At 66.0% G+C, this 26,145-nt stretch carries 21 protein-coding genes; 11 read left to right on the top strand and 10 right to left on the bottom strand.

Annotated elements, in window-relative coordinates; genetic code table 11:
* Positions 1-37 precede the first annotated feature (37 nt).
* Positions 38-592 carry a hypothetical protein gene (locus DMR_RS14665; protein ID WP_015861725.1) on the bottom strand — a complete coding sequence of 185 codons (555 nt, stop codon included), beginning with the start codon at positions 590-592 and terminating at the stop codon, positions 38-40.
* Between the two features lie 79 nt (positions 593-671).
* Here DMR_RS14665 and DMR_RS14660 point away from each other — a divergent pair, with 79 nt between their 5' ends.
* Complete coding sequence (locus tag DMR_RS14660) at positions 672-1,430, top strand: hypothetical protein (RefSeq protein ID WP_232502805.1); 759 nt, start codon at positions 672-674, stop codon at positions 1,428-1,430.
* A 19-nt stretch (positions 1,431-1,449) separates the two neighbouring features.
* Here DMR_RS14660 and DMR_RS14655 read toward each other — a convergent pair whose 3' ends face one another.
* A complete protein-coding gene (locus DMR_RS14655) occupies positions 1,450-2,271 on the bottom strand; it encodes a methyltransferase domain-containing protein (protein WP_015861723.1) in 822 nt (273 codons plus the stop codon).
* Positions 2,268-4,589, bottom strand: a complete 2,322-nt coding sequence (locus DMR_RS14650; protein ID WP_015861722.1) for a cysteine synthase — start codon at positions 4,587-4,589, stop codon at positions 2,268-2,270. The genes DMR_RS14655 and DMR_RS14650 overlap by 4 nt, the downstream gene beginning before the upstream one ends.
* A gap of 126 nt (positions 4,590-4,715) precedes the next feature.
* On the opposite strand from DMR_RS14650, the gene DMR_RS14645 reads away from it, so the two are divergent.
* Positions 4,716-6,485 carry a motility associated factor glycosyltransferase family protein gene (locus tag DMR_RS14645; protein WP_043600775.1) on the top strand — a complete coding sequence of 590 codons (1,770 nt, stop codon included), beginning with the start codon at positions 4,716-4,718 and terminating at the stop codon, positions 6,483-6,485.
* A gap of 104 nt (positions 6,486-6,589) precedes the next feature.
* Here the strand turns inward: DMR_RS14645 and DMR_RS14640 are convergent, their stop codons facing one another.
* Entirely contained in the window at positions 6,590-7,327 is a 738-nt protein-coding gene (locus tag DMR_RS14640) for a Smr/MutS family protein (RefSeq protein ID WP_015861720.1), read from the bottom strand.
* Between the two features lie 188 nt (positions 7,328-7,515).
* On the opposite strand from DMR_RS14640, the gene DMR_RS14635 reads away from it, so the two are divergent.
* From DMR_RS14635 to clpB, 3 genes are all read left to right on the top strand, one after another.
* The gene (locus tag DMR_RS14635) at positions 7,516-8,556 is read left to right on the top strand and encodes a DnaJ C-terminal domain-containing protein (protein WP_015861719.1); all 1,041 of its coding nucleotides are present in this window, start codon (positions 7,516-7,518) and stop codon (positions 8,554-8,556) included.
* Positions 8,557-8,574: 18 nt separating this feature from the next.
* The gene (locus DMR_RS14630; RefSeq protein WP_006921245.1) at positions 8,575-8,892 is read left to right on the top strand and encodes a chaperone modulator CbpM; all 318 of its coding nucleotides are present in this window, start codon (positions 8,575-8,577) and stop codon (positions 8,890-8,892) included.
* 115 nt (positions 8,893-9,007) lie between these two features.
* Complete coding sequence (clpB, locus tag DMR_RS14625; RefSeq protein ID WP_015861718.1) at positions 9,008-11,608, top strand: ATP-dependent chaperone ClpB; 2,601 nt, start codon at positions 9,008-9,010, stop codon at positions 11,606-11,608.
* 158 nt (positions 11,609-11,766) lie between these two features.
* Here clpB and DMR_RS14620 read toward each other — a convergent pair whose 3' ends face one another.
* Entirely contained in the window at positions 11,767-12,516 is a 750-nt protein-coding gene (locus tag DMR_RS14620) for a UPF0280 family protein (RefSeq protein ID WP_015861717.1), read from the bottom strand.
* A gap of 76 nt (positions 12,517-12,592) precedes the next feature.
* Between DMR_RS14620 and DMR_RS14615 the strand changes: the two genes are divergently transcribed.
* Entirely contained in the window at positions 12,593-13,519 is a 927-nt protein-coding gene (locus DMR_RS14615) for a glycosyltransferase family 2 protein (protein WP_015861716.1), read from the top strand.
* Between the two features lie 177 nt (positions 13,520-13,696).
* Here the strand turns inward: DMR_RS14615 and DMR_RS14610 are convergent, their stop codons facing one another.
* A complete protein-coding gene (locus tag DMR_RS14610; RefSeq protein WP_015861715.1) occupies positions 13,697-14,059 on the bottom strand; it encodes a molybdenum cofactor biosynthesis protein MoaE in 363 nt (120 codons plus the stop codon).
* Between the two features lie 28 nt (positions 14,060-14,087).
* On the opposite strand from DMR_RS14610, the gene DMR_RS14605 reads away from it, so the two are divergent.
* Entirely contained in the window at positions 14,088-16,823 is a 2,736-nt protein-coding gene (locus DMR_RS14605) for a tetratricopeptide repeat protein (RefSeq protein ID WP_015861714.1), read from the top strand.
* Between the two features lie 13 nt (positions 16,824-16,836).
* Here DMR_RS14605 and DMR_RS14600 read toward each other — a convergent pair whose 3' ends face one another.
* Positions 16,837-17,763 (bottom strand): ATP-binding protein, encoded by a 927-nt coding sequence (locus DMR_RS14600; protein WP_015861713.1) that lies wholly within the window; start codon positions 17,761-17,763, stop codon positions 16,837-16,839.
* Positions 17,764-17,848: 85 nt separating this feature from the next.
* Positions 17,849-18,046, bottom strand: coding sequence for a hypothetical protein (locus DMR_RS14595; protein ID WP_015861712.1), 198 nt, complete (start codon positions 18,044-18,046; stop codon positions 17,849-17,851).
* Positions 18,047-18,191: 145 nt separating this feature from the next.
* On the opposite strand from DMR_RS14595, the gene DMR_RS14590 reads away from it, so the two are divergent.
* The 3 genes from DMR_RS14590 (at position 18,192) to trpS (ending at position 20,546) form a co-directional block, all read left to right on the top strand.
* Complete coding sequence (locus tag DMR_RS14590) at positions 18,192-18,569, top strand: response regulator (protein ID WP_015861711.1); 378 nt, start codon at positions 18,192-18,194, stop codon at positions 18,567-18,569.
* A 258-nt stretch (positions 18,570-18,827) separates the two neighbouring features.
* Complete coding sequence (locus DMR_RS14585; RefSeq protein WP_015861710.1) at positions 18,828-19,478, top strand: site-2 protease family protein; 651 nt, start codon at positions 18,828-18,830, stop codon at positions 19,476-19,478.
* 60 nt (positions 19,479-19,538) lie between these two features.
* Complete coding sequence (gene trpS / locus DMR_RS14580; protein ID WP_015861709.1) at positions 19,539-20,546, top strand: tryptophan--tRNA ligase; 1,008 nt, start codon at positions 19,539-19,541, stop codon at positions 20,544-20,546.
* Between the two features lie 184 nt (positions 20,547-20,730).
* Here trpS and selB read toward each other — a convergent pair whose 3' ends face one another.
* Together selB and DMR_RS14570 are read right to left on the bottom strand one after the other, a co-directional pair.
* Complete coding sequence (gene selB / locus DMR_RS14575) at positions 20,731-22,650, bottom strand: selenocysteine-specific translation elongation factor (RefSeq protein ID WP_043600773.1); 1,920 nt, start codon at positions 22,648-22,650, stop codon at positions 20,731-20,733.
* Positions 22,651-22,783: 133 nt separating this feature from the next.
* Positions 22,784-24,223: an aminopeptidase gene (locus tag DMR_RS14570; RefSeq protein ID WP_015861707.1), complete on the bottom strand. Its 1,440-nt coding sequence runs from the start codon at positions 24,221-24,223 to the stop codon at positions 22,784-22,786.
* A gap of 348 nt (positions 24,224-24,571) precedes the next feature.
* Between DMR_RS14570 and DMR_RS14565 the strand changes: the two genes are divergently transcribed.
* Positions 24,572-26,143 (top strand): aminotransferase class V-fold PLP-dependent enzyme, encoded by a 1,572-nt coding sequence (locus DMR_RS14565; protein ID WP_015861706.1) that lies wholly within the window; start codon positions 24,572-24,574, stop codon positions 26,141-26,143.
* Positions 26,144-26,145 lie beyond the last annotated feature (2 nt).

The raw sequence follows: 26,145 nt of genomic DNA, 5'->3' as shown, positions 1-26,145 counted from the left end.
TGCGCCGGGCTTTTTTCGCATCGCCAACAGGCGGCGCTTACTCCAGATCGATAATGACCGGCCCGAGGTTGGTCCCCATGGGGCGCGACAGGAACTCCTCGCGCTTGATCTCCTTGCCGTCGTAGAGCATGCTTTCGATGTGGATGACTTTTTGCAGCCAGACGTTGTTTTCGATAGTCTTGGGGATCTCTGTCTCCACAATGCGGGCGGTGATCTTGTCGATATCGATCTCTTCGACGTCGCTGAAGGAATACGTGTGGATGTATTCTTCATTGTAGCCGAAGCAGTACAGCAGATTGTTTTTGACGTAGGGCTGGAAAATCTTCTTGGCCGGGTAGCTCTTGACCTCGCAATTGATCTTGCTTAGGCTCACCCGGAGCTTTTCTTTTTCATTGACAATAATGTAGACCACGGGGCGGTTGCTTTCCAGCAGATCCTCGCCCGAAGAGTGGAGATTGTTGTCCACGCCGTGGTAGATGTATTCGATGTAGCGTTCCCGGTTGGCTTCGCGGGCCTCGCGCACCACTTCCTTCTCAATGTAGGAATAGAAAATGCGCTGACCGAAACCCTTGATCTCAATGGTAAACTTCATGCTCCGCCTCCTGAGCAACTTCCGTGGTGTTCCGGCCTTGTCCGGGAAACGGCCCCAGTCCTTGCGGCCCGATTATCTTATGGATGTTACGCGGCTTTTGCCGCGCGGTCAAACGCTCCTGGTCGCCCTGGCCGTCGCTTTGGCCGTCTGTTGCATCTTTGACGCCGCCTTGGCCGCCGCGCCGTCCGACGCCGTGACCCCGCTTCTCGGCACGCCCTACCGCGACGACGGCGTGGACGACCCCGCCGGCCGTCATACCCTGTTTGCCGACCAGTCCAGAACCTTCCCGGATCGGGGGCTCAATTGCAGCGGCTTCGTGGTCACGGCCTCCCGGGGCATCCTGGGCCGCCCCCTGCCCCTGGACGCCATGCGCCGCGACCGCAAGAGCGATTCCGGCCCGGGCGCGGCGGCCGGCGAAGACTGGGACTTCGGCTACGACCTGATCTTAAACGTCACCGACGGCCTGCCCCGTCGGCTGCTTGTGCCGGGCCCGGGCCTGCCGCCGGCTCCCGAGGCTGTGGACGCGGCCCGGTTTCGCGGCTTTCCCCTGCACGACGCGGCCGCCTGGGCCGCCGTGCTGCCGAAGTTGGCTCCGGGCGAGGTCGCTTACGCGGCGCTGAGCAAAGAGATCAAAGGCCGCCTCTATTACTACCACGTCGGCGTCCTTTACCGCGACGCCGCCGGCAAGGTCCGCTTCGCCCACGCCACTCCGGGCCGGGGCAGCCATGAGCTGATGCTGTCCGAGCCGGCCGGCATGGCCGCTTTTCGCAAGGCTTTTGCGGAAAAGACCTTTGGCGAGAAATGGATTTTGCTGGTGGCCGCGCCCTTGCCCAAATAGCCGGGCGGCCGGGCCGGCGTCAGGTCCGGGGCTTGCGGCCCCGGGCCAGGAAGAAGGTGAGGCTCGAAAAAAACGTGCCGGCCGCGTCGCGGCGGCGCAGTTCCGTCAGAAACGACCCCGTCGCGCCCTGGGGCAGCGCCCCGGCGGCCACGGCTCGGTCGGCCGTGTCGGACAGGCTGTAGACCGCCTCGGCGGCGGCCAGTTCGCGCAGCACAAGCGACCGCCCGATCACCTCGATTTCCTTCAGGCCGGCCTCGGACAGCAAGCGGCCGAGTTCTCGGCCGATCCAGCCGCGGCGGAAGCTGTCGCACCAAAATTCCGCCAACCGCCGGGCCACAGCCGTATGGCTGGAATCCACCACGAACGTGCCCCAGTCCGGCTCCACGGCAACGACTGCCCCGCCCGGGCGCGTCACCCGCGCCATCTCGGCCAGCACAGCCCCAGGGACGGGCACATGTTGCAGGGTGCGCTCCACCCGGCAGCCGGCGAAGGCTCCGTCGACAAAGGGCAGGTGAGCGCCGTCGCCGGCCACGAAGACCGGACGCACGGCGGCTTGACCGGCTGCATTGGCCGCCCGGGCCAGCATCACCCGGCTGGCGTCCAGGCCCACGGCCAAACCGGACGGGGCGACGCTCCCGGCCATGGCCGTCGCTTCCCCGCCCAGGCCGCAGCCCAGGTCCAGGGCGGTGTCGCCGGGGGCAAGGCCCAGCCAGGCCAGGCTTTCGTCCTTGATGGATCGCATCCCCGGGGCGGCGGCGAGATAGCGCAGGCAGCGCACGAAAATGTCTGGATCGGCCGCCCGGTCGCAGCCGGCGAATCCCGTGGCCAGACAGTCGCTCACGGCTTGCCCCGGCCCGGAGACGGCCGGGCAGCGAAAAGGCGCGCCCCCCCGGGAGCGTCTTCCAGGCGCAGCCCCATGGCCTCGATGTCGCGGCGCAGGGCGTCGGCCCGGGTGAAGTCCTTGGCCGCCCGGGCCTGGGCTCGGGCTTCGATGAGCCGCGCCGCCTCGGCCGGCCAGTGGGGGGGCGACAGCGGCAGCCCGGCCGGGTCGAGCAGCCCAAGGGCGGCGTCGGCGGCGGCCAGGGCGGCCAGATGGCGGGCGGCGTCGGCGCCGCCAAGCGTTCCTGCGGCCAGTCCGGCGTTGGCCTGGCGGGCGAAGGCGAAAAGAGCCGGCCAGAACTGGGCCACGGACAGGTCTTCGGCCAGGGCGGCCTCCAGGGCCGCTTCCAATCCTTCGGCCTCGGCCTGGGCCGCGCCCGAGGGTTGTCCCTCTCCGGCGGCCAGGGTCAGGCCGGCGGCCAGTTCCTGGATGCGCGCCCGGTTGCGTTCCCACATGGCCAGGGCCTCGGGCGCGGCGCAAAGGGGCTTGTGGTAGCTCGTGGAGAGCAGCCAGGCCCGCACGGTCAGGGGATGGACGCCGTAGCCAAGCAGATCGGCCAGGGTCGGCACGGCCTCGGCCCCTTCGCGGCCGCAGATGCGCCCGCCGACCAGCCAGACGGCCGGGGCCAGCCCGGCCCCGCCAGCCCAGACGGCGCGCAGGTTCTCGATATGTGGGAAGGTCTTGTCCTCGTCGGTGGCCACCACCGTCACGGCCGGCAGGGCGCGCACGGCCGCCGAGGCCATCTGGAGAAACCAGCTCGGCCGCACGTTGCCCCAGGCCGTGGCCCAGACGTCGCCGGCCTTGAGATCCTTGAGGCTCACGCGCTTTAAAAGCGTGAAATCCCGGGGATGGTCCTTGGCGTAGGAGTCGAGATCCACGGTCTTGCCCAGGCACAGCTTGGTCATGTCCAGGCCGAGCAGGCCGCCGTAGGCCTTGTCCCGGGCCACGTCGAAGTAGACGCTGCGCAGCTTCTCGTAGGCCAGGCCCTTGTCCATAAGCTTTCGGGCCAGGGCCATGGCCTCGTCCATGGCCTCGCCGGCTAGGGGAAAGACCGCGTCGGCGACGCCCAGGCTTTCGGCCAGGGCGGCGACCTGCTCCCGGGCTTCGGCAGCATACTCCCGGCACTTGCGTCCGGCCGCCCGCGAGGCATCCAGGCAGCGGTCGTCCAGGTCGGCCAGGCCCACGGCCAGGGTCGGCCGGCCGCCGGAGCGGGAAAGGGTGCGCCGCAGCACGTCCAGGGTGACGATGCGCCGCCAGGCGTCCAGGTCGCCGGGTTCGGGCAGGGGCGGGCCGAAGGTGAAAAGCCCGGGCGCGGCCGCGGCCGGGTCGAGATGGACCGGATCGGGCTGGCCGACGCTGGTGAGCGCCACGCCTTTTTTCTCGGGCGCGGCAAAAAGGGTGGTGGACAGGTAGCGCTCGCCGCTGTCGGCCAGGATGACCACGATGAGCCCCTCGGCCAGTTCCCCGGCCAGCCGCGCCGCCGCCGCCATGGCCGCGCCGCCGCTCATGCCGGCCAGGATGCCTTCGTCCCGGGCCAGACGCCGAGCCATGGCAAAGGCGTCCTCGTCCTCTACCGGCACGATGGCGTCCAGGGCGTGCTTGTTAAATATGCCCGGAGGATAGGACTCCTGCATGTTTTTAAGGCCCTGGATCTTATGGCCGGGCCTGGGCTCCACCGCCGCCACGGTGATGGCGGGGTTGAGTTCTTTCAATTTCTTGACCAGCCCCATGGCCGTGCCCGAGGTGCCCAGGGCGGCCACCACGTGGGTGACGGCCCCGCCCGTGGATTCGAAGATCTCCACGGCCGTGGCCGCGTAGTGGGCTTCGATGCTGGCCGGGTTGTTGAACTGGTCCATGAGCACGTAGCGGTCGGGTTCTTCCCGGGCCAGGCGGTAGGCTTCCTCGATGGCCCCATCGGTGCCCCGGTTGCCCGGGGTGAGCACGATTTCCGCGCCGTAGGCACGCATGATGCGCTTGCGTTCCTCCGAGGCCGAGGCCGGCATGAGCAGCTTTAGCGGGTAGCCCTTGACGGCGCAGACCATGGCCAGGCCGATGCCGGTGTTGCCCGAGGTGGCCTCGATGACCGTGCGCCCGGAGGTGAGTTCCCCCGAGCGTTCGGCCGCTTCGATCATGGCCAGGGCCACCCGGTCCTTGATGGAGCCGCCGGGGTTTCGCGACTCGATCTTGGCGCAGATGGTCACGCGCGGATTGGGGCAAACCCGGCGCATCCGCACCAGCGGTGTCTTGCCGACCAGGGACAACACGGAATCGTGGATCATGGCGCGCCTCTCGGAAATTTGGCCCGCATTCGTCCGGGCAGGGTCCGTGGTAGGCAAAAAACCGCCAACCGGCAAGAGTGGCAGGAAATTTGCTTGGGCTTGGTCAGTTCAACCAAGGAAGGGGCCATGGAGATCAACAAGTACCTTGCCGACAACCTGGCGTATCTGGCCGAGACCGGCGACCCGGTCGGGCGCTGGCTGGCCGAGGAAAATCCCGATCCGGCCATTGTCCACGAGCGGCTGCACCGCAACGCCTCGGGCATCGTGGATTGGCGCATGGACGACGGCGTGGGGCTGTTCGAGAAGCTGCCACCGCCGTTTTTCTACCGCGACTGGCGGCCCAAGGAGCAGCTTGAGGGCGCGGGAACCATCATTGTCGGCGTGGGCATCGGTTATGGCCTCAACCACGTGCTGACCGGCACGCCGGATTCCCACAAGGTGCTGGTGGCCGAACCCCGGCCGGAGATGCTCCTGGCTTGCCTGGGCCAGACCGATTACCGGCCTTATCTGCGCCATGGCAAGCTGCGTTTCGTGCCGCCCCGCGCGGCCGACATTGAGCTGGCCATCCAAAATTTTGACGTGAGCTTCCTGTTTTCCCGGGTCTGGCTGCGAAACGATCTGGCCTGCCAGCAGATAGGGCCGGAATATCCGCGCCTGGGGGCGCTGGTCAAAGCCAAGATGGAAAGCCTGTCGGTGGAGCTCACCACGCTGCGCCACAAGCAGGAAGTCATGGTCGGCAACGAACTGCGCAATTATTCCCGGGCCATGGACGAAGGCAGTCTGGCCCGCATGGCCGGTATGGCCAAGGGACTGACGGCCGTGCTGCTTGGGGCGGGTCCGTCTCTGGCCGGGTTCGCGCCGGTGCTGCGGGAGCATCGCGACAAGGGCTTTTACGCCGCCGCCCTCCAGACCCTGCCGGCCCTGGAGCGGCTGGGCATCAAGCCTGACCTGTGTCTGGCCATCGATTTTAACGACAACATGATGCAAAGCCTGGATAATTTGCGCGACCTGTCGTTTGCGGCCGATATCCCCTTTGTCTATTCCACCAAGATGGACCCGGCGGTGGTGGCCCGTTATCCCGGGCCGCGCATCCCGCTGTGGACCCAGGGCGGCATCGGCACCTACGTGCTCAAGGACCAGGAACTGGTGCTGGACGCCGGCGGCAACGTGTCGGTGACGTTGGAACGCCTGCTGGGCTGGGCCGGGGCCGAACGCTTCGTGTTCGTCGGCTGCGACCTGTCCTGGCAGGGCGAACGCACCCACGTGGACGGCCACCACAACGCCGTCTGGGTGCACACCTACAATCCCCGCGACGACGTGAAGCTCAATAATCTGCACGGCCAGACCATCTACACCCACATGGGTTTTTTGGCTGCCAAGCGCGACATCGAAAAGGACATCGCCGCCTCCTCGGCCGGGTTTTTCAACCTCTACGGCGGCGGCGTGGTCATCGACGGTGCGGTCAACTTGGGGCCGGCCGATCTGGCCTCGGGGGAGCTTTTCGCCAGCCGGGGCGCGGCCAAGGACGTGTTTCTCTCGGCCCTGGCCCGGGCGGCCAGTCCGCGCGTGCGGCCCATCTTCGCGCCCAAGGCCGCGTCCTGGGCGACGTCGCTCAAAAACGCTTCCCGGCGGCTGGAAAAGCTCATGCGCAAGGCCGACAAGCACCAGCAGGAGATCAAGGACCTGCTCTCCCAGATCCAGTTCTTTACCCGCCACGATCCGCTCTACATGCCCTATCTCTACAACGAGATCATGGACTTGGCTGGGCTGGTGCAGACCAAAAAACGCTATGGCGTCAAGGAACTGACGGCATTCAAGGCCATCCGGGGCCGCATTCTGGAAAAGACCCGGGAGATCGACGCCTGTCTGGCCCCGTCGGGGTCCTGGGCGGCCTGAAGCGAAAATTTGACGCAAAACGAGACGCGGCCGCGCTCCGAAAGGGCGCGGCCGCGTTTTTTCGTGATCCGGGGCAGGGATGGCGACGGTTGCCGGACGCGACACTAGCCGAAATCCGGCCAGTCCTTTTCGAAGCGGACCTTGCCCTTGGTCTTTTTGTATTTGCGCATGAGCACGTACAGCGCGCCCGCGCCGCCGTGGCGGGGCAGGGCGGTGGTAAAGGCCAACACCACGCGCTTTAAGGGGTCGTGGGTGAGCCAGGACTTGAGTTCTTCCTTGAGCACCGGCAGCCCCCCCGGGGAATTGGCCCCGCGGCCGGGAATGAGCAGCAGGCAGCGCTTGCCGGCCAGATACTGCTCGCGCATGAAATGGAACAGGGTGAGCTTGGCCTGATCGGCGTTGAAACCGTGGAGGTCCAGATGGGCCTCGGGCGAGAACTGGCCGGCCCGCAGTTGGCGGTAGATCTTGGGGTCGAGGTCGGTGATGAAGCCCTGGACGTATTCATCGCTGTATTCCAGGGTGAATTCCACCTTGCCGTCGACGAGATCGCGCAGGGCGGTGAGCGCGTTTTGCTCCTCGTCGGCCGGGGAGGGGGGGGCTGGCGGCGGCGCGACGGGACGCACGTCACGGCCGCCAATTTTTTCCCGGTCGAGCTTGGCCACGCCGGACATGGCCCGCAGGAAATCCGATTCGTCAATTTCCTCGGGAGCGGTCGGTTTGGCGGCGGCAGCGGCCACGGCCTTGGACACGGCCGGGGGAAGGTCCTTTTTCCGGGCCACCTTGACGCCTTTGAGGGAGTCGGCAAAGGGGCGAAAGGCGGTGGGGTCGTCTTTTTTCGACATAGGAGGGGCAGGCTAGCGGCTTGGGGCGGCCTTGGCAAGCGCGCCTCTGGCCTTTGCCGCTGCCCTGGTGTAGGTCTGACAGGGCAGGGAGTTCGCCGAAAAAATGGTCCGGCGGTTGACGCGGCAGGACCTCGACTTATTATGTAAACTTGCCGGGCCACCAGCCGGAAATGGGAGATACTGCCCCTATGAGCGTTGCATACAAGGATTACTACAAGCTCCTCGGCGTCTCCAAGACCGCCAGCCAGGATGAAATATCCAAGGCTTTCAAGAAGCTCGCCCGTAAGCACCATCCCGACCTCAACCAGAACGACCCCGAGGCCGAGAAGAAGTTCAAGGAGTGCAACGAGGCCTACGAGGTCTTAAAAGACCCCGAAAAGCGCAAGCTCTACGATTCCCTCGGAGCCAACTGGCAGGACGGCCAGCATTTCCAGCGTCCGCCGGGGTTTGAAAACGTCCGCTACAATTTCGGCGGCCCGGGCGGCCAGCAGTTCGACGCCGGGTCGTTCTCCGACTTTTTCGAAACCATCTTTGGTGGAATGGGCGGCGGCATGGGCGGCGGCGCGTCCGCCGGCCGGGGCGGCCGGGCCGGAGGGTTCACCGATTTCGGCGGCTTTGGCGGCGCGGGCGGCTTTGGCGGGGCCGGCGGCTATTCGCGCGGCCCCACCCGAGGGGCCGACGCCAACGCCACCCTGGAGCTGACCCTGGAGGAAGCCTACAAGGGCGGCGGCAAGGAAGTGGCCTTTCAGGAACAGACCATCGGCCCGGACGGTTCCCCGCGCCTGGGCACCAAGCGGCTCAACGTCTCCATCCCGGCCGGGGTGCGCGACGGGGCCAAGATCCGTCTGGCCGGCCAGGGCAATCCCGGCCGGGCCGGCGGCCAGGCCGGCGACCTGTATCTGAAGGTCAAGATCCTGCCCCATGCGCTGTTCAAGCTGGAGGAGGCCAACGTCATCCTCGACCTGCCCCTGGCCCCCTGGGAAGCGGCGCTGGGGGGCAAGGTGCGGGTGCCGACCCTGGACGGCGCGGTGGAGATGAACATCCCGGCCGGCTCGTCCTCCGGGCGCAAGCTGCGCCTGCCCGGCAAGGGCCTTTCCGGCAAGGGACAGCGCGGCGACCAGCTCGTGCGGCTCATGGTGCAGGTGCCGACAAGCGCAAGCGACGAGCAAAAGGAACTCTGGGAAAAGCTCGCCGCCGTGTCATCGGATTTCAGCCCCAGGAACTTTTAGGGAGCGAGGGAGGCCGCCATGGAAATCAAGCACGTCGTCATCGCCGGCAGCGTCCCCGCCCGGTCCGAAAAGCTGAGCTTTGCCCAGCTTCAGGAACTCACCGGTCTGCACCCGACCGTTGTCGGCGAACTCATCGAACTGGGCTGGATCACCCCCGAGCGCACCACGGCCGAGGCCTATTTGTTCCGCAGCCGCGACGTCTATCGCCTGCGCAAGCTCGACCGCATCCAGCGCGATTTCGAACTGCCGCTCCTCGGAGCCAGCATCGTGGTCGATCTGCTGGAACGCATCGAGTATCTGGAAGGCAAGGTCAACGAGCTGCATCGACTGCTGTAGCCTGTTTTTTTACGCTGCAAGACTATGGTTGCGGCGGGGAAAATAAATTTTTGCAGAGTTGTTGCCAAGCTCCGAAGCGATCTTATCTGTTGGACAGCCACGGAGGAGGATACGCATGGATCTCAACAAGTTTACGCAAAAGTCGCAGCAAGCCATCGGCGAGGCCCAGGCCGTCGCCGTTCGCATGGGCCAACAGCAGGTCGACGCCGAGCACCTGCTCTATGCCCTGTTGACCCAGGACCAGGGGCTGGTGCCCCGCATCCTGGACAAGGCCGGCTACAACAGCCAGGCCTATCTGGCCGAGCTGGAACGCGGGCTGTCCCGCCTGCCCAAGGTCAGCGGCCCGGGCGCGCAGCCGGGGCAGGTCTACGTGACCCCGCGCCTCAACGAAATTCTGGTCAAGGGCCAGGATCTGGCCCGCCACCTCAAGGATGAATACGTCAGCGTGGAACACCTGTTCCTCGCTTTTTGCGACGAGGGGCCGTCCACCCTGGCCGGCCAGGTGAACAAGGCGCTTGGTATCGATAAGAACCGCATCCTGGCCGCTCTGACCGAGATACGCGGCGGCCAGCGCGTCACCTCGGCCGACCCCGAAGCCACCTACGAGGCCCTGACCAAGTACGGCCGCGATCTGGTGGACGCCGCCAGAAAGGGCAAGATCGATCCGGTCATCGGCCGCGACGAGGAGATTCGCCGCGTCATCCGCATCCTGTCGCGCCGCACCAAGAACAATCCCGTGGTCATCGGCGAGGCGGGCGTGGGCAAGACGGCCATCGTCGAAGGCTTGGCCATGCGCATCGTCAACAAGGACGTGCCCGAGGGCCTCAAGGAAAAGACCATCTTCGCCCTCGACATGGGCGCGCTTATTGCCGGGGCCAAGTACCGGGGCGAATTTGAGGAACGCCTCAAGGCCGTGCTCAAGGAAGTGCAGAGCTCCGAAGGCCGGGTCATCCTGTTTATCGACGAACTGCATACCATCGTCGGCGCGGGCAAGACCGAAGGCTCCATGGACGCGGGCAACCTGCTCAAGCCCATGCTGGCCCGGGGCGAACTGCACTGCATCGGCGCCACGACCCTGGACGAGTATCGCAAGTACATCGAAAAGGACCCGGCCCTGGAGCGGCGCTTCCAGCCGGTCTTTGTCGACGAGCCGACGGTGGAGGACACCATCTCTATCCTGCGTGGCCTTCGCGAGCGCTTCGAGGTGCACCACGGCGTGCGCATCAATGACTCATCCCTGGTCGAGGCGGCGGTGCTGTCCCAGCGCTACCTGCCCGACCGGCAGTTGCCGGACAAGGCCATCGACCTCATCGACGAGGCCGCAGCCATGATCCGCACCGAGATCGATTCGCTGCCGGCCGAGCTCGACCAGATCAACCGCAAGGTCATGCAGCTGGAAATCGAGCGCGAGGCGCTTCGGCGCGAAACCGACAAGGCCTCCCGCGAGCGCCTGGAAAAGCTTGAGGAAGAGCTGGCCAATTTGAAGGAAAGCCAGGCCAGCTTCATGACCCAGTGGGAAAAGGAGAAGGGGGCCGTGGAGGTCCTGCGGCGCGTCAAGGAAGACATCGAAAAGACCAAGCTGGCTATCGAGGAGGCCGAGCGCGCCTACGACCTCAACAAGGCGGCCGAGCTGCGCTACGGTCGCCTGGCCGGTCTGGAGCGCGATCTGGCCGGCCAGGAAGCGGCCATCGCCAAGGCGGCCGGCGGCACGCGGCTTATCCGCGAGGAAGTCGCCCCGGACGACATCGCCATGGTCATCTCGCGTTGGACCGGCATCCCGGTGACGCGGCTGCTGGAAAGCGAGCGCGAGAAACTTCTGCGCCTGGGAGAGGTGCTCCATGACCGGGTGGTGGGCCAGGACGAGGCGGTCACGGCCGTGGCCGACGCCGTGCTGCGCGCCCGGGCGGGGCTGAAGGACCCCGGCCGGCCCATCGGGTCATTCATCTTCCTTGGCCCCACGGGCGTGGGCAAGACCGAGCTGTGCAAGACCCTGGCCGCGGCGCTTTTCGACACCGAGGACAACATCGTGCGCCTGGACATGTCGGAATACATGGAGCGCCACACCGTGGCCCGGCTCATCGGCGCGCCTCCGGGGTACATCGGCTACGACGAGGGCGGCCAGCTCACCGAGGCCGTGCGCCGCAAGCCCTACAGCGTGGTGCTCTTTGACGAGATCGAAAAGGCCCACAGCGATGTGTTCAACGCGTTGCTGCAAATCCTCGATGACGGCCGGCTCACCGACAGCCATGGCCGCACCGTGGATTTCAAGAACACGATCATCATCATGACCTCCAACCTCGGGGCCCAGTACATGCTCGACGGCATCCTGCCCTCGGGCGAGTTCAAGGAAGGCGTGTCCGAGTCGGTCATGAACACCTTGCGCGGGCACTTCCGGCCGGAGTTCCTCAATCGCGTGGACGAGGTCGTGCTCTTCAAGCCGCTGTTGCGCGAACAGATCGCCGCCATCGTGGAACTCATGCTCGGCGGGCTGCGCGCCCGTCTGGCCGACCGCAAGATCAGCCTGGCGCTGTCCGACGCGGCCAAGGCGTTTATCGCCGAGACGGCCTACGATCCGGTCTTCGGGGCGCGGCCGCTTAGGCGCTATTTGCAGGCCCACATCGAAACGCCCCTGGCCAAGGCCCTCATCGGCGGCCAGGTGTCGGACGGCCAGACCGTCACGGTGGACATGCAGGACGGGGCGCTGGTCTTCGTCTAGGCCGCCCGGCGCGAGAAAAATAGCCAACGGGCCGCTTCCCTTGTTGGGGAGGCGGCCCGTTTTGTTGTCTGGGCAGGGCGTCGGGCGGGAGAGGGGCACGAGTCGACGCCCGTGAAGAGACTGTCTATTTTGGTCCGGGAAAAGGCCGCTGACGGCGCTTATTCCAGGGCCACGAGGTCGAGCTCGCCAATCAGGCCCACGAGGTCGCCGAGCTGGACAAAGACGCCGCGCACGCCGCGCCGGGCCATGCCCTTGGCGGCGGCCAGCACGCCTTCCATGTCCTCGGCCGTGACGAGCAGGTTGGCCAGGGCGGTGGCCGCCGCGTCGGCCACCGCCCCCCGGTCGGCCACCACCGTCACCATGTCGGCTCGCCCTAAGCTCAGCGACGGCCCCACCGTGGCCGAGGAGGCGCACACCGCCGCCGGCAGGCTGGCCGCGTCGAAGCGCAAGGCCAGCCGTGCCCCTTCCACGGGCTTGGCCAGCAGGGCCACCAGCCGTTCCTTTTTGCCGTGCAGATAAACGTCGCCGCCGTTTTCCACCAAGAGCTCCGGGGAGCGGCCCACGAACCGGTCGGCCACGGCCTGGGCGAAAGCCCCGGCCACGGCGGCCATGGGCCCCACGCCAAACCGGGTCGCCGCCTCGGCCATGTCCTGGGCGATGGCCGGCGCGTCCGGGCCGGCCGCCACCGGCGTCAGGCTGCGCTGGAAGTCGGGATGCAGGAGCAGATACGTGGACAGGCCGGCCCGAAGCTCGGACACGTAGTCGGCCATGTCCCGAGCCAGATCGTGCTGGGCCGTGACGTAAAGATCGGTCTGGGCCACCACCACCTGGAAGCTGTGCTCGCCCGGACGGCGGGCGGTCCGGCGGCGGTAGTCGCGCACGGGGTCGAGATGCGGCTGGTCCATCATGGCGGCTCCGGTTGGGGAAAGCGTCCCAAGGCCGGCGGCCTTGGCAGCGCGGCCCCCGGCATGTAGTGTCGGGGCCATGACGCATGATGGTTTCCTATCGTCGGCCGGCCCCCTTGTCACGGTCATCATTCCCACCCGCGACCGGGCCGAGTTGCTGCCCCGGGCCGTGGCCTCGGCCCTGGGGCAAACCTGGACCGCCCTGGAAATCCTCATCGTGGACGATGGCTCGGTGGACGACACGGCCGGGGTGTTGGCCGGCTTTGACGATCCGCGAATCCGGGTGCTGCGCCGCCACACGCCCGGCGGCGTGTCGGCGGCCCGCAACGAAGCTGTGCGGGCGGCGCGCGGCGACTATCTGGCCCTGCTGGATTCCGACGACGAATGGCTGCCCAAGAAGACCGAACGCCAGCTCGCCTACATGGCCGCCACCGGCCACGCCGTCAGCCAGACCCAGGAAATCTGGATGCGCGGCGGCAAGCGGGTCAACCCCACCCATATCCACAAAAAGCCTGACGGCTGGTTTTTCGAGGCGTCGCTCGGCATGTGCCTGGTCAGTCCGTCCACCACCATTTTCAGGCGCGGCGTCATCGAGGGGGCGGGCTTTTTCGACGAGAGCCTGCCGGCCTGTGAGGACTACGACCTGTGGCTGCGCATCATGCTCACGCGCCCCATCGGGCTTTTGGACGAATATCAGGTCGTGCGCCACGGCGGCCGGGGCGACCAGCTCTCCACCCTCTACATCGGCCAGGACCTCTTTCGCATCCGGGCCATGGTGGGCTTGCTGGGGCGGCCGGAAACAACTGCCTGGCACTTTGCTTGCATTGAGAAGGAGTTGCGACGTAAAACCGCCATTTACGCCGCCGGCTGCCTCAAGCGCGACCGGCCCGAGGAGGCCGCCCGGGTCTCGGCCATGGTGGAAGCGGCCCTGGACACCGCCCGGACCGGACTGGCCGGGGCAGGCGGCAAGACAACGGCCGACAGGCCGGCCACGGCGGCCGGCTGAGTCAGCCGGCGCGGCCGGATAGGCCCTACGGCGACAAACGAGACAGGCATGAACGCACCCGGCAAGCCGCGACAACACCACCCCAACCCGGCGGCTCCAAGCCGTCCCGGGTTTGCCTGGCAGGGCAGGTTGGCCGGCCAAGGCCGGCATTGCCCCCCGGTCGCCGTCCGCGCCGCGTTATTCGGGCGCGATTTCCCGCTTGCTGATGGCCTCGGCCTTGATGCGGGTCAGCGTGTGGGTCAGCGCGGCCAGGACGTTTTCGCGGATGTCGCCGGCGGCGATGATAAAAAGCAGGTCGTCGCCGGGCACGAAGACGCCGGCGTTGGCCGTGACCAGCACCCGGAACATGCCGGGCATGGCTTCGCCTTCGCGGCGGATGGCCTCGACGAGTTCCTGGTTCACCGTGACTTCGAGCTTGCCCACGGGAGCGCCGTTTCGCGACGTGGCCCGGGCCACGCCGTTGTGCACGAGCACCATGCCGACCTTTTCCAGGAAGCCCGGCTCGGTTTTGAGCGAGGCGATGGTTTTTGAGATGTCCATAAGCGGCAAGTAAGGGAGAACAGCCCCGTTGTCCACGTTTTACATCGCCAATCTGCTGGAGAAGCTGCCGCAAATCCCGACCACGCGCATGGTGCACAACGCCATCTGCGTCTGGATGACCTGGGACGGCGAGCTCGACCCGGGCGTGCCCACCATGCTCGAAGAATACGGCGGCCTGCGCATGGCCGACGCCTACGGCCAAGCCCTGTGGTTTTTTTGCGGCGATGAGGGATTGCGGGCCCTGGGGCGCATTCTCGTGTGGGGCAAGGTCAATCCCATGCGGCTTTTCATCGAAGTGGTGCCGGCGGCCATGCTGGTCGGCCCCAAGTTCGACCGGTCGCTGACCATGTCCGTGGAACTCTCGCGCCAGCACGTCTCGCCGGGCGAAACCCTGGAAGTCCTGCTCCATCCCAATTTGAAGTCCCAGGTGGCCATGATCCCGGGGCTGTCGCTCCAGCCCGTCAAGCCGACCATGGGGCTGGCCCGGGTGGCTTTCGAGCGCCTGGACGCCGATACCGCCCTGGCCTACGATCCGGGGCTCATCTGGTACTGCGTGCTGCGCCCCCTGGGCGACCCCTTAAGCCGCAACACCGCTGAGGGCTGGCGCAACATCGCCGAGGAACTCCTCGACATCGTCGAACGCCTGGGCGTCAAGTTTACCCGCCATGAAGGCTTTCTCCTTTTCGAACTTTCGGGGCTTAAAAAGCTGCGCACCTGGGCGCGCGACACCATCGCCCGCATCATGCGCCTCAAGGAGGAGGGCGAGTCCGGCCACTATTGGCCAAGCGTCATGGTCGCCGCCTCGTCCAAGGGCCGCACCCTGGGCAAGGACCTGCCGCGCCGCCTGGGCCTGGACTGGGACCAGATGAGCCCGGATTTTCCCCACATGAGCTACCGCACGGCCTTTTTATTGGGCGGCGATTTCGTCATCCACGAGGCCCGCACGCTGTCCCGGGGCATCAATATCGAGGACTGGTGCAACGTGAGCCTGGCCCGGGTCGAGGCGGCCGACGAGGCCGCGGCCGACGAGGCGACCCAGGGCGAGCTGGCCGTGCCGCTGCCTTCGGCCTTGTCCGGCGGCGACGCCAAGCCGTGCTTCTACTGCGGACTCAATAACCACGAGCCGCGCAACTGCCCGTCCAAGCAGCTCATGGCCCTGGATCCCGGCGTGTGGGAGCGGTTTGGCGATGTGGACATGGGCAGCCTCGAAGCCTTGTCCGAGGGCCTCGAAAGCGCACTGGCCGCCGATTTCGCCGCCGAGTCGGCCCGGCTGCTCGGCGGGAGCGACGCGGCTTCGCTGTATTACCAGTCCATCTTCGAGACCGACATGCCCTTCCAGTTGCGCCTGCTGGAGATCGTGTGGCGCAGCAAGGGCAAGACCTTTCCCGATGGCCTGAGCCAACTCGGCCAGCGCGAGGGCGATTTCATCTGGGGGGCGCTGTCGGCCCTTCGGGCCGGCGACGGCGAGAACTACGACGCGCTCATGGCCGAGGCCCTGTCCAAGTATCCCCGGGCCTACCAGCCCAAGTCCCTGCAAGGCTTCCAGGCCCTGGAGGCCGGCGACTGGACCAAGACCGTCTATTATTGGCAGGAATCCTGCCGGCTTTGCTACACGGCCCTGCAGCGCGGCTATTTCCATTTTCTCGAAGGCCGGGCCTGGGAGATTCAGGGCGACTGCCACCGGGCCATCGCCCAGTATCGTGAAACCCTGCGCGAAAACCCCAAGTGGATCGAACCGACCTACCGCCAGGGCGTGTGCCTGGTGAAAATGGGCTTCATTGACCAGGGCTTGCAGTATCTCCTGCCCCTGGTGGCCGCCGACGCCCCGACCTTCCATCGGGTGATGCTCGATCCCGAGCTGGAGCGGGGCCGGTTGCAGGTGCTTGGGGCTTTGTGGCGCATCTGGAACGCGGCCCGGGATGAAGCCAAGGGACGGCAATTGGTCCTGACGGAGTTGTCCGAGGCGGTACGCGGCCGGTTTCTTGACGAAGATCCCTACCTGGCCGAGGCGGCCGGCCGAGCCGAGGAACTGGGCAAGCTCGGCAAGGTCAGCAATTATGTGGCCTTCAAGCGGTTTGTGGCCGGGGTGGACGTCTTCGAGGGCGAGGTCAAAAAAGCCATTGAGGCCGAGCTGGCCGCCATGCGTGCCCGCCAGGACCGGCAGGTGGAGGACCTGCGGGCCATCCAGCGCGAGGCGGCCTGGTTCCCGTTTCCGGCCATGCTGCGGGAGTTCAACCGTGACTTCAACTACTGCGCCACAAGGCTCAACTGGATGCGCACGGCCAAAATGGACGAGGCCGAGAATTTCCGCAAAAGCCGCGAGACCATGCCCGAGGTGGACGAGCGCATCCAGACCTTGCGCACGCGGCTGGTGACGCTGCGGGTCGTGCGCGACACCACGTTTTTCGTCATGCTTTTCGGGCGCAATTTCATGTGGATGGAAGTGGCCAGCCTGGGGCTGTCGCTTATCGTCGTGCCGCTTATGGTCTATTTCTTTCAGCGCTACGGCCAGGGCTGGGTGGCCGATATGATGGAGAACCAGAAGTGGCAGTTGCAAAAAGGGTTGGTGGTGATCTTGACCATCGCCGCCCTGGCCCTGGCCGCCATCAACACCGCCCTGACCTTTGATTCGAAAAAGCGCAAGCTGTTCAAGTTGGCCGAAGAAGGCAAGCTGCCCAAGAAAAAGCCGAAGAAGAAAAAGCCTAAGCCCGCCCCCAAAGCCAAGGCCAAGCCGGCCACCAAGGCCGCCACACCCAAGAAGTAGGGGAAGGGCGGCGCTAGACCGCTTCCCGCCGCGCCTTGTGGGCCGCCACCTGCTCGCGCACCCGGCACACGCCGCAGACCTCCCCGGACGACGGGAAACCGCACTGTGCGCAAGCGTACAGCGTATCCTGCCCCTCGCCCCGGGACGCGCCGGCGAAGTGCGGCCGGCCCTGGGCCAAAAACGCCTCGTAAAACGCGATCTTCTGGCCGGGGCTGCGGTCTTCCAGGTCGGCGATGAGCTTTTTGTGGCCGGTGAAGCTGGCTCCGCCGCTGTAGGGGCAGGCCGCCTTCCAGTGGTCGATGCCCTTTAAAAAGCAATACGCCGCCGTCTCGAATTCGGTCAGCCGGTAGAGGGGCTTTATCTTGCGCACGAACTTGCCCTCGCCGGGCAGCGTCGGGCCCTGGGTGCCCAAATAGGCCGGGTCCCAGCGCAGGACGTTGGCGAAAAGCCGGGCCGTCTCGTCGTCGAGATTGTGGCCGGTGGCCAGGGCGGCGAAGCCGTTTTCGTAGGCGAAGCGGTTGAAGTAGTGCCGCTTGATCTTGCCGCACACGGCGCACACCGGCCGGCGCACGGCGTCTTTCACGTCCGGCACGGCCAGGCCGTGTTCGGCGGTATGGAGCACGTGCAGGGTCAGGCCGCTTGCGGCGCAAAAGGCCCTGGTGCGCTCGGCCACCGGGTCCGACGAGTCCGGGATGCCCAGGTGGACGTGCAGGCCCTCCACCACATGGCCGAGGTCGGTGAGCACGCGCATGAGCGCCAGCGAGTCCTTGCCGCCCGAGACAGCCACCAGCACCTTCTCGTCACGGCCGATCATGCCGTGACGACGCACGGCCGTCTCCACCTGCTTTTTGAAAAATCCCTCGAAACAGCTCGGGCAGAAACCGGCATGGTGGCTCGGCAGCTTGACCGCCGCCAGTTCGCCGCAGCGCTTGCACTTCATGGATTGGTCCTTGTCATGGCAAAAAAGGATCGGCGGCCGTATGTCCCGCCGCGCCGAAAAGGGGGCAGGGCGTCAAAGCCGGCCGTCAGCCCCGGGAAACCACCATCCGCACGGTGACATGGTCTCCGGGCCACAGATGGCGGTCCGGGGTGAGCAGTTCGCCGTCGCGGATGATGAGCGCGTCGTTGACGCGCAGGTGAAGATTGTTGAGCAATTGGAGGACGGTCTTGATTTTCGGGTAGGTGGTCGGCTGGTTTTTGCCGTCAAAAGTCACGGTGATCATGGCCCAGCTTAGTATCCTGGCCCTTTCCCGGAATCAAGCCGGTCACGGTAGGAAAACGGTTGACCATGCAAAGGGTTTTGCGCATAAGATGGAAGCATCGGACAGGCATCCTGTCGGTTTTGCCAAGCGTTGCAAGGAGTTTGTCATGAGCGGGAAAATACTTGTCGTTGACGACGAAAAGCATATTCGGATGCTTTATCAGGAAGAGTTGGAAGGCGAAGGCTATGTGGTCGCGGTTTCGGACGGCGAGGACGACATCCTGGCCCTGCTGGAAAAGCATGCTCCCGATGTGGTGGTCCTCGACATCAAGCTCGGCGGCAATCGTTCGGGCCTTGATCTCCTCCAGGAAATCCGGGGCAAGGACCAGGCCATCCCGGTGATTTTAAGCACCGCCTACGACAGCTTCCAGCACGACCTCAAATCCATCGCCGCCGACTACTACGTGGTCAAGTCCGTGGATCTCGGCGAGCTCAAATCCAAGGTCGCCCAGGCCATGGCCAAGGCCCTGGCCGGCGCGTCCTGATCGTCTCGTGCCCCCGCCGGTCGCCGTTGGCGGGGGCACGAGCCCTCTGCCTGTTGCCCTCGTCCAAGGGCACGCCCCTCCCTTCGTTGCTCGTGCCAATATCTGTTTTTCTGTAATCATGCCTTCTCGTCTTTCTCGAAAACGCCAAACGTATCGGCCGAGGCCGACTTGACCGGACATGCCCTGCGGCGGCCGTGGAGCGCCTGCCGCCGTCCGGGCGATTGCCCTTGCCCCGGGGCGGCGTTCGTGCTAGCCGCCATGCCCATGTTTCCCGATATTTCGCGCGCCATTCAAGAAATCGCGCTGCTCCTCGTCCCGGTCCTCATGGGCGTCACCTTCCACGAAGTGGCCCATGGCTACGTGGCCAACTGGCTTGGCGACCCAACCGCCCGACTGGCCGGCCGTCTGACGTTCAACCCCATCAAACATCTCGACCTCTTCGGCGCGTTGGCCTTCCTGCTCACCCGCATGATCGGCTGGGCCAAGCCCGTGCCCGTGGACCCGCGCTATTTCCGCGACCCGGCCAAGGGCATGATGCTCGTGGCCCTGGCCGGACCGGCCATGAACGTGCTGTTGGCCATCTTCTTCGCCATGGCCATCCGCATGGTCGAATACGCCGCCATGGGCACGCTCCAAGGCTCCGCCGCCTACAGCATCCTCGAACCTCTGGCCTACATCTGCGCCGCCGGGGTGCAGGTCAACCTGGCCCTGGCCGTGTTCAACCTGATCCCCGTGCCGCCGCTGGACGGCAGCAACGTCCTGGCCGCCTTCCTGCCGCCGCGGCTTGCCCTGCGCTACATGGACCTCGGTCGCTGGGGATTTTTCGCGCTGCTGCTTTTGGCCGTCACCGGCATCCTTGGCCGCATCATCTTACCGCCGGTGCGCTACTTCACCCAAATCCTGCTGTAAGGCCGCGGCCCCGGCCGCCTTCACCCGATACCCTCCACGACGAAAACGGAACACAAGCCCATGAGCGACAACGCCCCCAAGGAAAACAAACGCATCGTCTCCGGCATGCGCCCCACCGGCGCGCTCCACCTCGGCCACTACTTCGGCGTGCTCAAGAACTGGGTCAACATCCAGGACAGCCACGAGTGCTTCTTCTTTGTCGCCGACTGGCACGCGCTCACCACCGAATACGCCGATCCCAAGCGCATCAAGGGCTTTGTTCCCGAACTCGTCAAGGACTGGGTGGCCGCCGGCCTTGATCCCGAAAAATCCGTGCTGTTCCAGCAGTCCCAGGTCAAGGAACACGCCGAGCTGCATCTGCTGCTGTCCATGGTCACCCCGGTCTCCTGGCTGGAACGCTGCCCCACCTACAAGGACCAGCTCCAGGAGCTGGCCGCCAAGGAACTCAACACCTACGGCTTTTTGGGCTACCCCGTGCTCATGGCCTCGGACATCCTGCTCTACAAGCCCGGGTTCGTGCCCGTGGGCCTCGACCAGCTGCCCCACCTGGAACTCACCCGGGAAATTGCCCGCCGGGCCAACCACCTCTACGGCAACTTCTTCCCCGAACCCCAAGCCATGCTCACCCCGGACTCCAAGCTGCCCGGCCTCGACGGCCGCAAGATGAGCAAAAGCTACGGCAACGCCATTGGCCTGTCCGAAGAGCCCGGGGCTATGAAGAAGAAAGTCATGAGCATGCTCACCTGCGAAAAGCGCGCTCGCCTGACCGATCCCGGCGATCCCAAGGAATGCAACCTCTTCCCCTACCATGAGCTGCTCACCGACCCGGCCAGGCTCCCCGAAATCGTCGACGGCTGCACCCACGCCACCTGGGGCTGCGGCGACTGCAAAAAGCTCCTCGTCGAATCCATGAACGCCTTCCTCGAACCCGTCCGCGACCGGCGCAAGGCCTTTGACAAAGACCCCAAGCTCGTCTGGGACATCCTCGAAGCCGGCAACGCCAAAGCCCGCGCCCGGGCTTCGCGGAATCTGGACGCGCTCAAGAAAAAGCTGAACTTTATTTTTTAGATAAGGCAGGAAGATGCCTCCGGCGGCCGGGGGGCTCAGCCCCCCGGACCCCCGACCTGGAAAACCATAGCGCCTGTTGGCGCGCGCGAAGCCGCGCGCCAACAGGCGCTCGTATTTTCCCCATGCGGGGTTTCCAAAGGGGCTCAGCCCCTTTGGCCGCCGGAGGCATCTTCCTCTTTACTTCTCACCGCTTACGCAACTGCCGCTTGTCGCCGACGCGGACAGTCACCTTTTCCTTGTCCAGGTATTCGAGCAGCGCGATGAGGAACTTGCGTGACAGGCCGGTCAGTTCGCGAAATTCCGCCGGCCCCATGTCCACGGCTCCGGCGGCGTAGTAGGCCTGCACCTTTTCGATGAGCGCCTTTATCGCCTCGGCGCAGAAGTACATGCCTTCCTGGGCCTTGACGATGCGTCCTTCGTCCTGGAGCACCTTGTAGACCGGCTGGGCTTCTTTGAAAGTGAGGTCCAGGGGTTCGAGGATATCCTTGACGTTGGGCGGGGTCAGGCCGCCCTTGACGTAGGCGTCAAGCAGGATGCCGCGCAGCTTGGCCTGGTCCGAGGCCAGGGAGACCTTGTGGCCGGGCAGGCGGATGACGTCGCCTTCGTTGGCCAGTTTGCCGGCGCGCAGCAGGCGTTCGACCATGAAGTGGAACAGTTTGGGGGTGAGCTTCTTGCCCCAGGTGGAGGCCAGCTCGCTGCGCGACACGCCGAGCTTGAGGGGTTCGCGTTTGTGGAAGGCGGCGACGAAGTCGGTGAGCGTGGCCGCCAGTTCGGCCACGGTGTCGCCGTGAACGTAGTGGCGGCCTTCCTTGCCTTCGCGGTCGACCAGGGCCGCGCCGCCCTTGTCGCAAAGCGCCCCCAGGGCCTTTTCCAGGGCCTTGGATTCCAGGTCGGACAAGGTCATGAGCCGGGCGAACCCCAGGCCGTCCGGTCCGGCCCGGCGCAGTTGCAGGGCGACCAGCCCCGCCCCGGAGGCTGCGGCCAGTTCGGCCAAAAGGGCGGTGGTGGCCTCGGTGTTGCGCTTGATGCGATAGGCCATGGGCGTGACGACCCGGCCGCCGGCCACGGTGCGAAGCGGCGCGCCCGAGCGGATGACCACCCGGTCGCCGTGGACGCCGGCCAGGGGCTCGGGCAGGCGCAGCTGGCACACGGCCGTCTGGCCGGGTTCGAGCTTGTCGCGGTCGAGGAGATGGATGCGGGCCAGGATTTCCCGGGTGCCGTGGTGCAGATGCACTTCGGTGCGGTGCTTGAGCCCGCGCGGCGACGAGGCCAGGCAGTGGACTTCGGCTTCCCATATGGTGTCCGGAAAAAGCGTCCCCGGCAGGGCCAGCACTTCGCCGCGTTCGATGTCCTCGACTTCCAGGCCGGCCAGATTGACGGCCGTGCGCCGGCCGGCCGGCGAAACCTCCACGGATTCGCCGTGGGACTGCAGCCCCCGGACCTTGGAGCGTTTGTCTGTCGGAAAAAGACGCACGTCGTCGCCGATTTTAAACGATCCGGCAATGAGCGTGCCCGTGACCACGGTGCCATGGCCGCGCAGGGTGAACACGCGGTCGATGGGCAGCCGGGCCAGATCCGAGCGGCGCTTGGGGGCAAAGGCGGCCACCAGATCGGACAGGGCCTGGCGCAGCTCCGGCAAGCCCTGGCCGGTGTGGGACGAGACCGGAAAGATGGGGGCATCGGCCAGGAACGTGCCGGCCAGCTCGGCGCGCACGTCGTCGGTGACCATGGCCAGCCAGTCCGGGTCCACCATGTCGCATTTGGTCAGGGCTACCAAGCCCGTGGACACGCCTAGCAGCGTGCAGATGTCCAGGTGCTCGCGGGTCTGGGGCATGACGCCCTCGTCGGCGGCGATGACCAGCGTCACGAAATCGATGCCGGCCGCGCCGGCCACCATGTTTTTGACAAACCGCTCATGGCCGGGCACGTCCACCACGCCAAGGCGCGCGCCGCCGGGCAGGTCCATGAAGGCAAAGCCCAGCTCAATGGTGATGCCGCGCTTCTTCTCCTCGGCCAGACGGTCGCAGTCGATGCCGGTCAAAGCCTTGACGAGCGTCGTCTTGCCATGGTCGATATGCCCGGCCGTCCCCATGATCACTGGCATGTGCGCGTCCTTGTGAGCGTAAGAAGAAGATGAAGATGCCTCCGGCGGCCAGGAGAGGCGCTGCCTCTCCTGGACCTCTCCGCCGGGGGCCTTAGGCCCCCGGACCCCCAACATGGGGTAAGGGGCGTTGCCGTTAGCTCGACAGGAAGGCCTTGTAGGCCAGTTTGCTGGCGTAGATGTCGGCCACGCTGGTGATCTCGAACGGGCTGTGCATACTGAGCACGGCCGGGCCGAAATCGATGATGTCCATGCCGTAGACGGCCAGGAACTTGGCCACCGTGCCGCCGCCGCCGAGGTCCACCCGGCCCAGTTCCGCCATCTGCCAGGGGATGCCGGCCTGGTCCAGGAGGTTACGCAGCCAGGCCACGTACTCGGGGTGGGCGTCGTTGGCCCCGACCTTGCCCCGGTGACCAGTAAATTTGCAAAAGCACGGGCCAAAGCCCAAAAGCGCCGAATTGAGCTTCTCGTGGAGGTCTTGATAATCCGGGTCCAGGGCGGCGTGGACATCGGCCGAAACGGCCTTGCCGGCAGCCAGCACCCGGCTCTTGCGCGCGCCCGCGTCCCAGGCGTCGATCAAATCTTCCAGGCAATATTCGAAAAAGCGCGACTTGGCCCCGGTGGAGCCTTCGGAGCCGATCTCTTCCTTGTCCCAAAAAAGCACGATCTGGGTGTGCTCGGGCTGGGGAGCGTCGAGAAGTGCCGACAGGGCCGTATAGACGCAGACCCGGTCGTCCTGGCCGTAGCCGCCGACCAGCGCCCCGTCCAGGCCGACGAAGCGGGCCGGCCCGGCCGGCACGGCCTGCAGCTCGGCGCTGTAGAGGTCGGGCTCGGCGATGCCGTACTTGGCGTTTAAAAGTTCCAGCACCTTGGCCTTGATGGCCTCGTTGCCGTTCTTGGCGGGTTTCTCGGCGTCCTCGCCTTCGGCCTGTTCGGGCTTGTCGGCCGGGGAATGGCCGATGAGGATGTTGAGCTTTTCCGCCTCAAAGGCTTCGGACAGCTTTTTTTCCACCTGCCGGTAGGCCAGGTGCGGCAAAAGGTCGGGGATGGCGAAGACCGGATCGGCGGCGTCCTCACCAATGGTCACCGGCACCACCGTGCCGTCTTTTTTGGCCACCACGCCGTGCAGGGCCAGCGGCCGGGCCAGCCACTGGTGCTTGCGGATGCCACCGTAATAGTGGGTCTTGAGCTGGGCCACGCCGCAGTCCTGATAGAGCGGGCGCTGCTTGAGGTCGATGCGCGGCGTGTCGCAGTGGGCGCCAACCAGGCGGAAGCCCTCGCGCAGGGGCTTTTTGCCCTTGCGGGCCACAAAGACGGTCTTGCCCTTCATGACGCGAAAAACGGCGTCGCCGCTGAATTCGTCGTCGCATTCGGCGAATCCGGCCTTGGTCAGGACCTCGCGCACGAAGTGCACGGTTTCGCGTTCGGTCTTGCAGGCGGTGAGAAAGGACACGTAGCCCTCGGCCAGGGCCTGCATGTCCTGGCGGACTTCGGGGGAGGCGTAGGTCTCCCAGCAGCTTTTAGCTTCAATGGCGAAAGAGGGTTGGCTATCCGCCTTGGTGGTGTCGTTGGTCATGATGCGCGGGTTCCTCCATGATCGTACGAACGCTGATCATAAGCATCTCGGCCCGGCGAGGGAACCCCCTTTGGCGCGGGGTTCGCCGCCCGGGCGGTGCGTGTAGGATGCCTCCGGCGGCCGGGGGGGATGATCCCCCCCGGACCCCCTCGACGGGAAAAGGGGTAAAGGGGGGCTTGGACGGAAAGCGCCGTTGCGGCGGCTTCCCCCTTGCCGGCGGTGGTCCAAGGGGCTATGGACGGACCCCCGGCCGGCTCGGCCGGGCATATTGATGAATAAACGGGCCATGGCCCGATTGTTGTCGCCTTGGGCCAATGTGTTGGCGGCGAGGCGGGGAGAGAGTTGTCGATGAGCGATTTTATCTGGCGCGACGATCTCGGCGCGGCCCTTGCCACTGACGGAGCCTGGAAAAAAGCCCCGCCCGGTTCCGCCCTGGAGCGCATTTTCGCGGCCATCGCCTTGTGGCGCGGGGAGGGCCGTCCCTTTGCCGGCCACGCCCTGGCCCCGGACGACGAGGCCCAGTGGGAAGCCTTGGTGCGGCGCTATTTCGACCGCGACGCCTTTGGCTGCATTTCCGTCAACGCCGCCAACATGTGTCCGGCGCTGACGCCGGTTTCGGCCATGGGGGAACTCGTGCGCCGGCTCATGGAAGTGGACATTTCCTTTGCGCTGCGGGGCGAGCTGGCCGAGGCCGGCCTCGTGCACGGCCTGGACGCGGTCAAGACCTGGATCGGCCTTGGCGGGCTGGACGCGCCGGCCAATGCCTTGCTTGCGCTGACAGCCAACGCCACCCAGGCCAACAACTGCATCAACAACGGCCTGGTCGCCTCGGGCTTTTTCAATCCTGCCCGGGACAACGTCGTGGTCTGGGACGTCAACCACCCGACCAACCACGAAGCCTGGCTCTACCGCAAGGCGACCCAGGGCTGGGGGCCGGATTCGGTGCGGATCATGCGCACGAAGCTGTTTGCGCAGACCGTTTCCGTCGACGAGGCCCGGGCCGGGGTCGTGCCCTCGGACCCGGCCGGCGAGGACGAGATCGTCGCCGCGCTTTTGCGGCTGGTGGACCGCAACACCAAGGTCGTCAGCCTCTCCTGGCAGTCCAACGAAAGCGGCCTGGTCCTGCCCATGCGGCGCATCGTCGAGGAACTGCGGGCCGTAAACAAGGACATCCACATCCACGCCGACAGCGCCCAGGCCTTTGGCGTGCTGGACATGCGCCTTGAGGAAACCGGCGTGGACAGCATCGCCGGCAGTTTCCACAAATGGCCCTGCGGCCCCCGCATGGTCGGCGTCATCTACATGAACCCGGCCACGGGCGCGGCCGAACGCTTCGCGCCGGGCGCCTGGGGCTACGACGAGCACATCAACACCCCGGCCCATTACGGTTTCGCGCCCGAAAGCGGCGGCATCGACGCCACGGCCAGGCGCTTTTCCTACCTGGGCCAACAAAACGACGTCACCTTGGTGGCGGCCTGGATGACGGCGCTGTTCCACACCGGCCACTTCCATCCCGGCGTGACGCCAAAGCGCGTCGAGGCCCGGACCCATGCCCTGGGCACGCGGCTCAAAAACGCCCTGTTCCGGCATCTGCCCCGGATGTTCCCGGATTTCCGGGAGGACGCGGCCTGGCGGCACATCGTCACGCCGACGACCAACGACGCCCTGCGAAGCGCGGTCTATCTGTTCCGTACTCCCGAAGGCGTGGCGGCCGGCGACGTCATGCAGCATGTCTACGCCAAACACCGTTTCGCCATCGCCTATCTGCGGGTCATGGGGCAGGACTTGCTGCGCGTGTCGCCGTCGATTTGCAATCTGGCCGGCGACGTCGAGGGGGTGGTGGCGGCCATCGCCGACGTGGTGGAGGCGCTTCGCGCCGGTACGCTTCCCAGTTCGCCGCCTTCGCGGGCCTACATTTAGCG

Origin of the sequence: Solidesulfovibrio magneticus RS-1 (assembly GCF_000010665.1) — a bacterium.
Classification (GTDB): Bacteria; Desulfobacterota; Desulfovibrionia; order Desulfovibrionales; family Desulfovibrionaceae; genus Solidesulfovibrio; species Solidesulfovibrio magneticus.
The sequence above is the reverse complement of the archived record's forward strand: the minus strand, read 5'-3'. Positions and strand labels throughout refer to the sequence as shown.

Coding starts and splice junctions, on each gene's coding strand:
- DMR_RS14665 (WP_015861725.1), bottom strand. CDS start 592: ATGAAGTTTACCATTGAGATCAAGGGTTTCGGTCAGCGCATTTTCTAT.
- DMR_RS14660 (WP_232502805.1), top strand. CDS start 672: ATGGATGTTACGCGGCTTTTGCCGCGCGGTCAAACGCTCCTGGTCGCC.
- DMR_RS14650 (WP_015861722.1), bottom strand. CDS start 4,589: ATGATCCACGATTCCGTGTTGTCCCTGGTCGGCAAGACACCGCTGGTG.
- DMR_RS14645 (WP_043600775.1), top strand. CDS start 4,716: ATGGAGATCAACAAGTACCTTGCCGACAACCTGGCGTATCTGGCCGAG.
- DMR_RS14640 (WP_015861720.1), bottom strand. CDS start 7,327: ATGTCGAAAAAAGACGACCCCACCGCCTTTCGCCCCTTTGCCGACTCC.
- DMR_RS14635 (WP_015861719.1), top strand. CDS start 7,516: ATGAGCGTTGCATACAAGGATTACTACAAGCTCCTCGGCGTCTCCAAG.
- DMR_RS14630 (WP_006921245.1), top strand. CDS start 8,575: ATGGAAATCAAGCACGTCGTCATCGCCGGCAGCGTCCCCGCCCGGTCC.
- clpB (WP_015861718.1), top strand. CDS start 9,008: ATGGATCTCAACAAGTTTACGCAAAAGTCGCAGCAAGCCATCGGCGAG.
- DMR_RS14620 (WP_015861717.1), bottom strand. CDS start 12,516: ATGATGGACCAGCCGCATCTCGACCCCGTGCGCGACTACCGCCGCCGG.
- DMR_RS14615 (WP_015861716.1), top strand. CDS start 12,593: ATGACGCATGATGGTTTCCTATCGTCGGCCGGCCCCCTTGTCACGGTC.
- DMR_RS14610 (WP_015861715.1), bottom strand. CDS start 14,059: ATGGACATCTCAAAAACCATCGCCTCGCTCAAAACCGAGCCGGGCTTC.
- DMR_RS14600 (WP_015861713.1), bottom strand. CDS start 17,763: ATGAAGTGCAAGCGCTGCGGCGAACTGGCGGCGGTCAAGCTGCCGAGC.
- DMR_RS14595 (WP_015861712.1), bottom strand. CDS start 18,046: ATGATCACCGTGACTTTTGACGGCAAAAACCAGCCGACCACCTACCCG.
- DMR_RS14590 (WP_015861711.1), top strand. CDS start 18,192: ATGAGCGGGAAAATACTTGTCGTTGACGACGAAAAGCATATTCGGATG.
- DMR_RS14585 (WP_015861710.1), top strand. CDS start 18,828: ATGCCCATGTTTCCCGATATTTCGCGCGCCATTCAAGAAATCGCGCTG.
- trpS (WP_015861709.1), top strand. CDS start 19,539: ATGAGCGACAACGCCCCCAAGGAAAACAAACGCATCGTCTCCGGCATG.
- selB (WP_043600773.1), bottom strand. CDS start 22,650: ATGCCAGTGATCATGGGGACGGCCGGGCATATCGACCATGGCAAGACG.
- DMR_RS14570 (WP_015861707.1), bottom strand. CDS start 24,223: ATGACCAACGACACCACCAAGGCGGATAGCCAACCCTCTTTCGCCATT.
- DMR_RS14565 (WP_015861706.1), top strand. CDS start 24,572: ATGAGCGATTTTATCTGGCGCGACGATCTCGGCGCGGCCCTTGCCACT.